The following is a 13,409-nucleotide window of genomic DNA, read 5'->3' on the forward strand; positions in this document are numbered from 1 at the left end:
GTCACCGGATTTCCACTGACTCATAAAATTTCAAAAGAAAATCTGGGGGCAACAGGGATCGGAAGAACGATCTGCATTCGCCTTGATCTATCGGATGTATTCGCTGCTGACGAGCTGGTCTGCGATCACTTCCGTTGGGATCGTAAATTCCACGACACCCATATAGCCGGGTGCCACCTCGTATTCATTAAAGCTGATGACCAGTTTGCCGTTTGGGTTGATGTAGAAATTTTGGTCCTTGATGATCGTTTGGAACAGATCTTCCGATACATCGGACTCCACGCCTGGCTGCTCCACCCAGTAAATGTTGTCCGGATTATCCTGCATTTGCTGGCGCATCTGCTCCTTGATATTGTCACTGATGACCTGGATATAACGATCATCCTTGAACAGACTCGGCAGCGTGATCACCATCTGGTTCTTCTTGTCGATCGTATCGTATTTTCTGGATTCGGCGGAGCTTCCAGCAGATTCGACAATATAGCGCGAAAGCGTCAGCAGCTGTTCAGTGTCGGTGATTACTTCATAACCGCTAGCAAGACTCAGATGCGCGCCGCCTTCTTTATTAAGCAGGGCGACTTCATCTTTGAAGTCCTCATACAGCTTCTTGTTTTCTTCTAGGTATTTGTTATTCAGGGTTTGCTCAAGCTCTGTATTTCCTAAGTTGGCAATGCCGGGAGTTTCAATATGCACTTCCGTGTTATCGTCTTTCTCGGCATATTCACGGATGGTGATCACCTTGATGATATGGCCCAAAACCGGCACATCGGACATGGCCTGGGCGAAGGCAGGGCTGGTATTCACTCCGGCGAACAGTAGCATGCATGCAGCTGCGCTACTAGCGAGCCAGGGCAGTGCTCTATTTTTTTTTCTTCTGGTTGCTATGGTCTTGTTGACAATCGAGCTTAGTTCGTCAGGAATAGGAGTGCTCTCGTACTGCTCTTTCATCCTATTCAGCTTGTCATGCATTATCGTTGTGCCTCCTCTTGATCTTCCTCGCTTAAGTTCACCCGCAGTCTCTGTAGTCCTTGGTATAATCTCGTTTTCACCGTGCTGACGTTTTCGTGGAGCACTTCGGCAATTTCGTCAATCTTCATATCTTCAAAAAATCGGAGTATGATGACGACCCGATACTTGTCGGGTAATTCCACCAAAGATTGGGCCAGATCCAGATTCGGATAGTGATCATGGCTGCCGGGTAATATAATCTCCAGGTTCTCGTCGTCCATGACTTGGACTTTTTTCTGTTTTCTAATGAAATCCAGGGAGGTTGTTACAATAATTCGGAAAAACCAGCTTTTTATTGAACCCGTCTGCTTCAGCTTTTCCATGGATAAAAATGCTTTGTGGATCGCGTCCTGAACGATATCGAGGGCATCCTCTTTATTTCTAACGTAGCTGTATGCCAGCCGGTAGGCGCTGTCCTGATTTTCGGTTATACATTGAATAAGAAGCTTCTCAAGCTTCCGGCCGCCACTCATGTAAAGTTGACACTCCTTTGGGCCCGCGCGGGTAACCATCAATTGCAATTGACTTACGGAAGCAAGACGTACGAGGCTTGCAAAAAGTTTGATTCTGCGAAAAAAAATTCAAAAAGGGTTTCTGTCTCATTATTCAGCTCATCCTTCAACGATCGCAACAAGAAAAAGACCCCAGTTTTCACTGGGGTCTGGAACTCATCGTTATTCGTGCTCATATTTCTGGATAACAATCGCCGAATTATGTCCGCCGAAGCCAAATGAATTCGACATGCCAATCCGGAGCTCGGCGATTCTCGCCTGGTTCGGTACATAATCCAAATCGCATGCTGGATCGGGATGCTCCAGATTGATCGTCGGCGGTATGATGCCTTCCTGCAGAGATTTCACGAGTGCAACAGCCTCCACGCCGCCGCATGCGCCCAGCATATGTCCGGTCATCGACTTGTTGGCCGTTACCGGAATGCGATACGCCTCCTCGCCAAACACCTGCTTAATGGCCGCTGTCTCCGAACGGTCACCGATGACCGTGCTTGTAGCATGGGCGCTGATGACATCCACGTCGGCTGGGGAGAGGTTCGCCTCGGTCAGGGCCAGCATCATCGCACGTGCCGCACCGTTGCCGTCTTCCGGCGTGGCGACCATATGATAGGCATCCGAGCTGGCGCCGTATCCGATGACCTCACCCAGAATTTCAGCGCCTCTGCGTAAGGCATGGGAGAGGGATTCCAGAACGAGGATGCCGGCACCTTCCGCCATGACGAATCCATCCCGGTCTGTATCAAACGGCCGGCTGGCCCGGCCCGGTTCTTCGTTACGGGATGATAGGGCGGTTGCATTTGCGAAGCTGGCCAGCGAGATGTCGGTCAATGCCGCTTCGGAGCCTCCTGCAATAATCACGTCGGATCGGCCGGCTTGGATGTTAAAGAAAGCCTCGCCGATCGCCGTATTGCCGATCGAACATGCTGTAACTGGCGCAAGCGTAGAGCCCAGCGCCTTGTATTTAATGCTAATGAGCGCTGCCGCCATATTGGGAATCATCATGGGAACCAGGGTCGGGCTCACCCGCTCTGGTCCTCGCGAGGACAGCGTGTCGCTCTGATTCATTAAGGTCTGAATACCGCCGATGCCGGAGCCCACATATACCCCCATCCGCTCATGATCGATCTGATCAAGATCGAGCCCCGACTGACTTATGGCTTGATCCGCCGCAGCCAAGGCAAACTGGCAGAAGCGGTCCAACCGCCGGGCTTCCTTAACGCCAAACAGCGCGTTTGCGTCAAACTCCTTCACGGCACCCGCTATTTTTACTTTTTGTCTTGATGTATCTATTGTTTCTATATGTGTAATGCCGGACTCTCCCCGTACAAGCCGGGACCAGAACGTCTCAACATCATGGCCCAGCGGTGATATGACGCCCATACCGGTGATAACGACTCTTTCCATGGGTCAACAGCCTCCTTAAGACTTTATAACTTGTCAATCTTAAGGTTATAATGTCACGTGTAGTATCCTATTACAAGATATCGTTTATCCTAGTATAAATACTGCTATCCTTAAATGAAGGAGGAGGCCCATCAGATGAATTCCCAGGTTAGGCTGCAAGCGTTGTCGGCATTCTTGAAAGGGCAGCGTGCCAAAATCTCGCCCGAGTCCGTCGGACTTCCGCCCGGGACTAGACGGAGAACGCCGGGTTTGCGCAGGGAAGAGGTCGCCCAGCTGGCGGGTGTCAGCACCACTTGGTACACCTGGCTCGAGCAGGGACGCGACATCCAGGTGTCGTCGTCCGTGCTGGACTGCGTCGCCAATGCGCTTCAGTTGAATGCGGATGAGCGAAGATATCTGTATTCGCTGGCGCTGGAGAGCGGGGCGGAGCCGTATACGGTCAAACAAGAAGCCGTGCAGATCAGTCCGTCCCTGCAAAAAATCATCACCGAGCTAAAATATTGCCCCGTCATGATATCGGATCGGATGTGCAACATCGTCGGGTGGAACCGTGCGGCTGCGTACGTGTTCCTTGATTTTGACCGCATTCCGCCCGAGGAGCGGAATATGATCCGGCTGCTCTTCACCCGCAGGGAGTTTCAACGCCTGGCGGTGAATTGGGAGCAGTTCGCGAGCGGCTTCCTGTCGATGTTCCGGTCGTATTACGGTCAATATGTCGAGGATGAGTGGTATGACCGTTTTCTGGAGGAGATGAAGAACGGGCATCCCGATTTCAATCGGATGTGGGAGCGCAGCCAGGTCAGCTACGCCCCGGAAGTACATCTGGAGTTCCGGCATGCCAAAGCCGGAAAAATGGTATATGAGCTCACGTCGCTCAAAGTGTACGGGAATGATGACCTGCGGTGCAGCATCTATACCCCAGCTCCCGATACAACAACGGAAGCGAAGCTGCGACAGCTGATGGAAGAGAAGTAAGCGAAGGAGTTGGAGCTGGTCGACGCTATGGAAGAGAATAGGGGTGCTGGGTATCGCTATGGAAGGAGCGGCTTCTAGCTGCTCTTGTTGCTCCCGACCTATCGGACTCCAGCTCCGCTATTCTATGAGATAACGCCATAAACTCAAGCTTAGCGGACACTAGATCCGCTATTGGGCTCGTTTCCGGCCTTTTCATCGTTTTTGGAGCAAATAACGGAACTAGGGTCCGTTCGAGTTCAAAAATGGTGGATTTTTTCCTAAGTAACGTATTCTGTGTCCGTTTATGGATAGCATCGCCACCTATTACCCTGCTACCAGGCCCGACGTTCTGGTACTGACTATCTTGCGTAGGTGAGGCGGATTCCGTGGTAAACTTACTGGTCTTGAAGTCATCTACTACTTGTTGCTCCCGACCTATCGGACTCCAGTTCCGCTATTCTATGAGATAACGCCATAAACTCAAGCTTAGCGGACACTAGATCCGTTATTGGGCTCGTTTCCGGCCTTTTCATCGTTTTTGGAGCAAATAACGGAACTAGGGTCCGTTCGAGTTCAAAAATGGTGGATTTTTTCCTAAATAACGTATTCTGTGTCCGTTTATGGATAGCATCGCCACCTATTACCCTGCTACCAAGCCCGTCGTTCTGGTACTGACTATCTTGCGCAGGTGAGGCGGATTCCGTGGTAAACTTACTGATCTTGAAGTCACCTACTACTTGTTGCTCCCGACCTATCGGACTCCAGTTCCGCTATTCTATGAGATAACGCCATAAACTCAAGCTTAGCGGACACTAGATCCGCTATTGGGCTCGTTTCCGGCCTTTTCATCGTTTTTTGGAGCAAATAACGGAACTAGGGTCCGTTCGAGTTCAAAAATGGTGGATTTTTTCCTAAATAACGTATTCTGTGTCCGTTTATGGATAGCATCGCCACCTATTACGCTGCTACCAGGCCCGACGTAAGGGTACTGCCCAACTCGCGCAGATGTGCCGGATTATCTTCTAAGCAAGAGTATCTTAAGTTGAGCCTGATTACCCAAGACAAAGTACTTCAACTGGTTCGAACCTTAGAATCCTTAGTCATATAAGCTTCATGCGCGTACACCAAAGCGAAAGTATTCTAATCATTAAACTCCTCTAAACAACAAAAGCCCCGTGTCGCACACGGGGCTTTCTTTTATTCAACATGTGGTTATAGAGCAACACCTGGTGGCCGCTTAGGAGTTTCACAGGCATTCCGCTGTGCTTCACCTGTTGGGGCCGTATGTCCAGATCCAGGTCCAGATCCAGATCTATGAGGAAGAATTGCCGCAGATCCGTCGAATGTCGCCTTTCCGTGGACTCCTTGATACACGACGCTTACGCCCAGTCGCGCCGCAGCGTGAAGAGGTCCTTCAACTCATCGGTGGACAGCTCGGTAATCCAGCCCTCGCTGCTTGAGATCACCTGATCGCTCAGCTGCTGCTTGCTCTCCAGCATCTCATCGATCCGCTCTTCGAGCGTCCCCATGGAGATGAACTTGTACACTTGGACATCCTTGGTCTGTCCCATCCGATAAGCGCGGTCGGTAGCCTGATTCTCCACCGCAGGGTTCCACCAGCGGTCGAAGTGGAACACATGATTCGCCGCGGTCAGATTCAGACCTACGCCACCGGCCTTGATGGAGAGAATCATGACATTCGGCTGCTCCTCAGGCGGCAGCGTCTGGGATTGGAATTGCTCGATCATGCGGTCGCGCGTCCGCTTGGGCGTGCTGCCGTTCAAGTATAGCACGGGCTCCCCAAGCTCTTGATGCAGCACCTGCCGCATTATCTCGCCCATGCCGATATACTGGGTGAAGATCAGGCAGCGCTCGCCCTCTTCCCGCAGCTCCTTCACCATGGACAGCAGCCGCTCCAGCTTGGCTGAACGGCTGACGACAGCTTCGGTGTCGAGCAAGCCGCCGCCTCCCGGCAATTCCGGGAGCGGCTCCTTTGTAAGCAGAGCCGGATGATCGCAGAGCTGCTTGAATTGTGTAAGAGCAGCCAGGATGGCCCCTTTGCGCTCGATGCCCTCGAGCTTTTGCATGCGTTCCAGCAGGCTGTTCACGGTCTGATCGTAAAGCGCACCCTGCTCGGCTGTGAGATGGATATAGGTCTTCATCTCGTTTTTGTCCGGTAGGTCGAGCTGAATTGCAGGATCCTTCTTCTTGCGCCGGAGCATGAAGGGCTTGATCAGCTTCTGCAGATCGGCCGTGCGCTGTTCGTTCTTGTCTTTTTCGATGGCCTGGATGAACCGGAGATTGAACGCACGCAGGCTTCCGAGATATCCGGGATTTATGAAGTCATAGATGGACCACAATTCGGACAGCCGGTTCTCAATCGGTGTGCCGGTTAAGGCAACGCGATGTCTTGCCGGAAAGCTTCGCACGGCGGCGGATTGCTTGGTGTCGGCATTTTTGATGTTCTGGGCTTCGTCGATGCCGATCGCTTCCCACTTCATGTCTCTTAACATTTCTTGATCTAGCGTGGCCGTGGCATAGGAAGTAAGGATAATATCGGCTTGGTAAGCCTCTTTATAGAAATCCTCGCTGCTGCTTCGTTTGCCGCCGTAGTGAAGCATGACCTGGAGCGACGGGGCAAACCGTTCAAGCTCCTTCTGCCAATTGCCCAGCACCGAGGTGGGACAGATCAGCAGGGAAGGGAGGCGTCGCTCTTCCTGCTGCATCGCCGTCTCCTTCACGTGCAGCAGGTAGGCGATAAACTGCACGGTTTTTCCAAGACCCATGTCATCGGCAAGGCATGCCCCAAGCCCGTAACGCCGCAAAAAGGCAAGCCAGGCAAAGCCGTCATGCTGATAAGTCCGCAGCTCGGCCTTCAGCCCAGCCGGGACAGGAAGGTTCGGCCATTCGCTTTGTCGGCCGAGCTGGCCGATAAGCTTCACGAGATGCTCGTTCAGCTCCACCTCCAGCTTGATTCGTTCCGGGTCCCGCGCTTCCTCCGCTTCCTGCTGAGTCTGCTCCGACTCATCGTTGTTCCCGAGCAGATGCAGGTGCAGAATATCCTGGAACGATAGGCCTTCCTCACGATCTACGCCTGCCATCATCTGGCGGATTTGGGCGACCAGAGCGGGATCCAGCGGAATCCACTGGCCCCGGAACCGTACCAGCCGTTCGTTCCGGGCAACAAGCTCCGCGAATTCCGCCTCGGAAAGAGTAGCTTCGCCGATGGCGATCCGCCAATCGAAATTGACCAGCGCATCCAGACCGAATAGGGAACCGCCGCTGCTTCGCTCGGCGTTCTCCCCCTCGCCCGAGCGTACCTTCGCCCTCAGTTTGGGTTTCTTCTTGCTGGCGGCTTCCCACCAAGCAGGCAGCAGGACCAGCCAGCCTGACTGGAGCAGCCGCTGGCTGTCAACGGTCAGGAACTGCCATGCGGCCTCGTCGGACAGAGGCGTCCCGAGTGCGTCTTCAGCTGGAGCGTGAAACACCCTTGCCGGCAGTGCTGCCTGCAAGCCTTGGAGCCAGCCGGGGGACCGCTCCTTGATATGGGGTGTCCATGTCTCCGGCCATGATCCATATGCCTGCCCGTCTTCAGCCAGACGAACGGCTGCAAGCGATGCAGCGTCTTGCTTGTCTTGCAATACAAGCCGAAGACGCCATGCGGCTTCTTCTTCGTCAGGCTCCAACAATTGCAGGAGCGGTCGGAATGGAGCGGTATCCGGCCGCCATCCGATGGCGATCAGCCATGACTTGTCGTCCATGCCCTCGGCTCCCGTACGGTTCGGCGAGAAGAGGAGGGGGTATTCTCTGCGTAGGTCAGCCGCGGCCTCTTCGCTGCCGTAACACTGATCTTGAACGGCGGCAGAGAACGCCGCCCGTAAGCCATCACTCCATATCTCGTCTGCATTCAGCAGGGAGAGACGGGACAACGCTTCCGTTGTGAACGCCTCCGCATCCCAAATCCATTGCAGCTTGCCCGATTTGAAGGCACTCAAGCTGGGCGCGTATTGCTTGTCTTGAATGCAAGCTGCCAGCGAAGGCGCGATTTCAATGAAGGGAAAACAATCCTCGTCCCATATCCATTCAATATGCTCGAGTAGCCGTCCATCCGCAAAGAACGGTATGACCTGCTCAGAAGGCAGGATGACCACTTCCATATCCTGAACGGATTGAACGGTGAGCTCTGTTCCGTAGAAGGAGGCTTCGTGCCACGCGAATAAACGGTGCTTCAGGTATTGTCCGGACACGTAACCCCGCATAACGGTAGAGCCGTATATAACGGCATCTCCGTATTCGCTTAACGCCATGTGGACCGTGATGGTTTCTGTGTGTCTGCTCATGATATCAGCTTTCCTCTCCGCAGCTCTTCCTGGAATGCGCGAAGCCGGCTGTTTCGTACGGACAACGAGATAATGAACAGATCCCAGCGCTCCTGCTGCTTGAGCTTTTTATATAGCTTGGCCAACCGTTTGAGCAGCTTGACCGCTGCTTTATAGCCGGCTCGGTTCTTATGAAGGATGTACCGCTCGACGGCCTGGTGGTAAAAAGGCAGCAGCAGCTCGGGGGCGTTCTTCTCAATCGGCGCGAGCTCGCTGACCCGGAGCTCCAGCGGCTCCCGGCCTGTGCTTAATTGGTAGTCGATCCATTCCCGCCATCTGCCGTGCGTGATCAAGGCATTCTGATAGATGTCCTTCGAATAAGGAAGCATGTCGGCAAGACTGCTCCACATCCGTTCAGCCTCCTCGGGCAGGTGCTCTATGACGGCATCCCAGTAGAACTGATAGCTGCTGAGATGCTCGTTGCGGTGACTGCCAAGCAGCGGGCCGATCTCCGGGAGCCAGTGAGCTAGACGTTCCCATTGTTGCCCGGAATGCAGCATGTCGAAGAAGCCCAGGACGGAAGCCGGAGACAGACTGCTAACCTTGTCTGCTTCCCTGATCAGGCTCCAAGACGTTTCGTCTTGTCCGAGGTAGAAGGACATTAAACCCTGCGCCATATACCACGAGGCACGCGACAGGGTGCTGCCGTATTCGGCTTCGGCTGCCTGCAGCTGCTCTAACTCCGCCTTGATCAGGCTGCTGCTTTTTTTCGCAAACGGATAGATCCAGTACATCCAGAGCTGCATATAAACCTGGGCGTAAAATTTACGGTTCCTCGGCTCGCTCAGCATGATTCGCCGGGCATGCGAAATGGTCTCAGTTAGTCGCTGCTTGAATGCCTCTCCATGTTCTCTGCTCTCAAGCCCTTCATGGAAGATGCGCTCGATTCTGGCCAGGATATGATCCGCTGCTACCTGCGTATGATAGCCGATGTAGGAGCCGGAGGAATTCCAGGCACTGGCGGGCTGCTTGACCAGCTTCTCGAGAATAAAGAGATGAGCATGAAGCTCGTATAATGATCCCATTTCGGGCGGCATCGGCGGTTTGATGTGATGGAGAGAGGCCAGTGCATTTTTGGCGTAAAACGAGTTCTGCGTATTAGCTCCCAGCGAAGCCGTGCAAACTTCGAACAGCTCATGCCATGCGGAGATCGGCAGCTCGGGCAAATGGTCCGCCTTGACTCTCCACTTCGATGCTCCGGCAGACGGCCGTTCTTGCGCTGGGCTGAAGCCGGGCTCGCTTCGGTCATATGAAGTGGTGGGAGCATACGTGGTGGAATGGGCATTAACTAGGGCATGAATGGAACGACCCTGAAGCTGGGCATAGTCAAGCAGAACAGCCACCATATGCTTGCAGCCTTCGTTAACGGGACAACTGCATGTGCTGTCACTCAGTGAATGAAGATGGAGCTGGATACGGTAAGTTTCCGTTCCATCTACGGCAGCCTCAATGATCCCGGAAGCCTCTGTCAACTCGCTTGTGTGGACACGACCTTGCTTGTAATATTGAAACCCCCGTTTAATAGTCAAATCGCTGAAATAACCGGCGGTTTGTTGAATGAGCGTCTGCCACTGTGTATCATCTAACGTTTGGTTTGGGTTCATTATTGGACTCTCCTAAGAGAAATAATTCTAAGTATCCATTTAATCTATCATATTCGCATAGATGAAGAAACAAGCCGGGGCAGCTTTGTGCTGGAAAAGCCCGGCAACAGGCTGCAGCACGGGCTTTTTTATGGGCCCACCAACGGATCTCCATCAATTCCTTAAATCATGCCAGGATCATGGCGTTTACGAATGCTGCATAAAAAGCCCCCACTCCGAGATTTCGGAATAGGAGGCTGAATACGGACAAAAAAGATGCCGACCTCTTTAATAAAGAGGCCTCAAGCATCCACCCGTCACATATAAAAAAGCCGCACGAATCCTATCCCAAAAAGCCTCAAAAGCCTCATATCGAATTATTTTTCCAATGTTTGGGACAGGATTAGTAGATCATTGGCTTTTGTTCACCCTTTTATTTCTGTTTGCCTAGACTTTTCCACAGGAGATTCAGTGGTTTCAACGAATTATCTTCACAACCGCCGGTTTCTTTTCTCATCGATGTAAAGCTCGACAGCTGTTATGGCTCGAATCAAAAGTTTAATGAGTAGATACAATGCATACAAACCAAGCAGCATAAAAAGTCCGTTTATGATTAATATCAACATAGGCCATAAACTAAACATAGAACTCCCCATACTCATGCAGCCCACCTCCTTTCATTTTCTTCATATGAACCTCCTGCCATTTGCATCATAGGTCTACATGCCTATAAGATTAGAAAAAAGACAGCACCAAACGTTCCACATTCCAGAATATAACAATATGATCTAACTTTAACATAATATAAGGTTCATTGTAATGAGAATCGTCAGCCGTTTCGCAGTACTTCGACTGGACTAGAGAAAAGGGGAGGGAAACGAATTGAAGACATCCATCTACGAATTGGTGGAGACCGGAGAGGCACTGCCTTTTGATGTATCCCTGCACAGGGTCAATTATGTGCCAAGCCACTGGCATAACAGTGTAGAGATTATTTTTGTACTGAACGGCAATCTTGAGGTTACCGTGGGTAGTCAGCAGCACAGGTTGGCGGAAGGGGATGTATTTCTAATCAATCCGCGTCACGTTCATGAAGTGATGGGTCTCGATGATAACATCATCGCTACGTTTCTGATCCCCATGCCTTATTTGAAAGAGAACATTAAGGGCATTGAGAATATTCAGTTCCAATGCGAATCGCAGATTGTTACACCCGAGCAGCGCGGCGCTCTCGATCAAATCCTTCAACTGCTTGCCGAAATGGTGCAGCTGAACAATAAAAAAGGAGAAACTTACGAGCTGGATATGGGCATTCGGATGCTGGCCGTATTCTCCATTCTCATGAAGCAATTCCGGACGAGCGGATCGAGCGGCGCGATGAACGAGAAGTATAAGGAACGCATGCTGCGCATTATCACTTACATTGATGAGCACTATAGAGACTCCATTTCGCTTCAATCTTTGGCGGAGCGTGAGTTTCTATCGGTTCCGTATCTGTCTAAGTTTTTCAGCGAGAACATTGGATTGAATTTTCAATCCTATCTTACCAGCATCCGTCTGAAGCATGCCGTTGAGGACCTGCTTCTCCATGATGAGTTTCCGATAGCGGACCTGGCTTTGAATCATGGTTTCCCGAATGCCAAGTCGTTCTATACCGCCTTTAAGAACCGCTATCATATGACGCCGCATGAATACCGAAAGCAGTACCGTCCGAAGATGGCTCCCCAGAAGAAAGAGGATATCTCCTCTCATTATCTGAACTTTAATCATTCCAGCGCACTGGGGATTATCCGTCAGTTTCTGGAGCGGAGCAAGTGGAGGGAGGCTGAGAAGGTCGGGGTTCTTGAGCGAAGACATTATGAGATCGATGCAGCGCTCACCGGGACAGCCGTCAAGCACACATGGAAGAACCTGATCACGATTGGAAAGGCCAAGGAAGGATTGCATGCCGATGTGCAGCAGCATTTGAAGTATGTGCAGCAGCGATGCCCTTTTCGTTATTTGCGGTTCCATGGCATCTTTGATGATGGGATGATGGTTTACCATGAGGATGAGGCAGGTCAATCCCGTTACAATTTCCGTTATGTGGACCAACTTTTCGATTTCTTGCTGTCTATTGGACTGAAGCCTTTTGTCGAGCTGGGATTTATGCCTTCCGGTCTGGCTTCCGATCCGGGGAAAACGGTATTTTACCGGGCCAGTTACACCAGTCCTCCCAAATCCGTCGATAAATGGTGTGCTTTGGTTGATCATTTTATTCGCCACTGCATGAATCGTTACGGGGCTGCCGAAGTGGAAAGCTGGAGGTTTGAATTCTGGAATGAGCCGGAATTCCATATTTTTTGGCCTGCATCACAGGATGAATATAGAACGCTGTATTTAAGAACCTATCAGACGGTCAAAAATATATCGAAAGCACTCCAAATCGGTGCTCCGGGCAGGATCATTACGGTCGATTCCGTCTCCATCGTTAAGGACTTTTTCGAATTTTGCCGGAATCACGCGTGTCAGCCTGATTTTATTCCGCTCCACTTCTATCCGCACGAGCACATCGAGGACAGGGTGAACAAGGAGCACATCGGGCAGATACTCGATACCGATCCCTACTGTCAGCTGTTGGAGGAGTTTGGAGGGATATCGTCTAATCCGGATTTCTTGAAGGAGAAGCTGGCCGATGAACTCGGCTTGCTAGCAGAGTATGAATTGTCCGGCTGCGAGATTTATCTTACCGAATGGAATTCGACGGCATATCATCGGGAACTTACGAATGATACGTTGTACAAGGCTGCTTATATCGTGAAGAATCTGCTTGATAATCTGGATGCTATTCATGGCTTTGGTTATTGGGTGCTTAGTGACAACATTGAGGAGACGTTTCCCTCCCAGCAGTTGTTTCATGGGGGACTTGGCTTAATAGCACAATACGGTATTCCGAAGGCCGCCATGTACGCCTACGAACTGTTATCGAAGCTGGGTTCTGCCGTATTGGCGCGAGGAGACGGATATATCGTAACGGCCGGGAACGGCGGGTATCAGATCCTGATATATAACTACTGTCACTTTGACGATCTGTACGCCATGGGCGATATCTCTTTTATTGACGACACGCATCGTTATAACGGATTCAAGAATGAGCGTACATTAAAAATGGATATAGCCCTCACGAACATTCCTCATGGCCAGTACAAAATGGTGATTCAAACCATCAGCCGCAGTCAGGGCAGCAGCTATGACACCTGGGTAGCGATGGGAGCCCCGGCATCCCTGACACAGGAGGATGTCCAATATCTTAAGGCGAGTGCCATTCCCCGCAGACATGTGCAATATGTAAAGGTAGAGACGGGGGCAGCGTTAACCGTACACTCCAGTCTCGAACCGCATGGGGTAGAGCTCATTGAGCTGGCACCCACTTATGATTGAATTGTGTTAATTTTTATTCTCCCTATATTGCAGCGGGGAAACGTTTACAAAAAGACATTAAAAATCAGCGTAAAAGTCTGTAAGCAGCCGCCTGTCTTGATGAAGGCGGTTTCTTTTATAATAAAAATGTAATCGTTTTCATATTAATT

The 13,409-nt window shown here is 51.4% G+C and carries 7 protein-coding genes; 2 read left to right on the forward strand and 5 right to left on the reverse strand.

Annotated elements, in window-relative coordinates; all coding sequences use genetic code 11:
• Positions 1 to 87: 87 nt before the first annotated feature.
• The 3 genes from ABEW73_RS06650 to fabF all read right to left on the reverse strand — a co-directional run bounded on the left by ABEW73_RS06650 (position 88) and on the right by fabF (position 2,924).
• Positions 88 to 969, reverse strand: coding sequence for a DUF3298 domain-containing protein (locus ABEW73_RS06650; protein WP_430162665.1), 882 nt, complete (start codon positions 967 to 969; stop codon positions 88 to 90).
• Positions 969 to 1,481 (reverse strand): RNA polymerase sigma factor, encoded by a 513-nt coding sequence (locus ABEW73_RS06655; RefSeq protein WP_430162667.1) that lies wholly within the window; start codon positions 1,479 to 1,481, stop codon positions 969 to 971. The genes ABEW73_RS06650 and ABEW73_RS06655 overlap by 1 nt, the downstream gene beginning before the upstream one ends.
• Before the next feature lie 201 nt (positions 1,482 to 1,682).
• On the reverse strand, positions 1,683 to 2,924 hold the full coding sequence (fabF, locus tag ABEW73_RS06660; RefSeq protein ID WP_430162669.1) for a beta-ketoacyl-ACP synthase II: 1,242 nt from the start codon (positions 2,922 to 2,924) through the stop codon (positions 1,683 to 1,685).
• 135 nt (positions 2,925 to 3,059) lie between these two features.
• Here fabF and ABEW73_RS06665 point away from each other — a divergent pair, with 135 nt between their 5' ends.
• Positions 3,060 to 3,899: a helix-turn-helix transcriptional regulator gene (locus ABEW73_RS06665; RefSeq protein ID WP_430162671.1), complete on the forward strand. Its 840-nt coding sequence runs from the start codon at positions 3,060 to 3,062 to the stop codon at positions 3,897 to 3,899.
• A 1,358-nt stretch (positions 3,900 to 5,257) separates the two neighbouring features.
• On the opposite strand, the gene ABEW73_RS06670 is transcribed toward ABEW73_RS06665, so the two are convergent.
• Positions 5,258 to 8,218, reverse strand: coding sequence for a DEAD/DEAH box helicase (locus ABEW73_RS06670; RefSeq protein ID WP_430162673.1), 2,961 nt, complete (start codon positions 8,216 to 8,218; stop codon positions 5,258 to 5,260).
• Positions 8,215 to 9,861, reverse strand: coding sequence for an SWIM zinc finger family protein (locus ABEW73_RS06675; protein WP_430162675.1), 1,647 nt, complete (start codon positions 9,859 to 9,861; stop codon positions 8,215 to 8,217). The genes ABEW73_RS06670 and ABEW73_RS06675 overlap by 4 nt, the downstream gene beginning before the upstream one ends.
• A gap of 861 nt (positions 9,862 to 10,722) precedes the next feature.
• Between ABEW73_RS06675 and ABEW73_RS06680 the strand changes: the two genes are divergently transcribed.
• On the forward strand, positions 10,723 to 13,260 hold the full coding sequence (locus ABEW73_RS06680; RefSeq protein ID WP_430162677.1) for a GH39 family glycosyl hydrolase: 2,538 nt from the start codon (positions 10,723 to 10,725) through the stop codon (positions 13,258 to 13,260).
• The last annotated feature ends 149 nt before the right edge of the window (positions 13,261 to 13,409 follow it).

This window comes from Paenibacillus lautus, assembly GCF_050482385.1.
In the GTDB taxonomy this organism is placed as follows: domain Bacteria; phylum Bacillota; class Bacilli; order Paenibacillales; family Paenibacillaceae; genus Paenibacillus_AQ; species Paenibacillus_AQ lautus_B.

Bases quoted from the DNA above. Each gene is read 5' to 3' on its own strand.
- ABEW73_RS06675 (WP_430162675.1), bottom strand. From the start codon at position 9,861: ATGAACCCAAACCAAACGTTAGATGATACACAGTGGCAGACGCTCATT.
- ABEW73_RS06650 (WP_430162665.1), bottom strand. From the start codon at position 969: ATGCATGACAAGCTGAATAGGATGAAAGAGCAGTACGAGAGCACTCCT.
- ABEW73_RS06670 (WP_430162673.1), bottom strand. From the start codon at position 8,218: ATGAGCAGACACACAGAAACCATCACGGTCCACATGGCGTTAAGCGAA.
- ABEW73_RS06655 (WP_430162667.1), bottom strand. From the start codon at position 1,481: ATGAGTGGCGGCCGGAAGCTTGAGAAGCTTCTTATTCAATGTATAACC.
- ABEW73_RS06665 (WP_430162671.1), top strand. From the start codon at position 3,060: ATGAATTCCCAGGTTAGGCTGCAAGCGTTGTCGGCATTCTTGAAAGGG.
- fabF (WP_430162669.1), bottom strand. From the start codon at position 2,924: ATGGAAAGAGTCGTTATCACCGGTATGGGCGTCATATCACCGCTGGGC.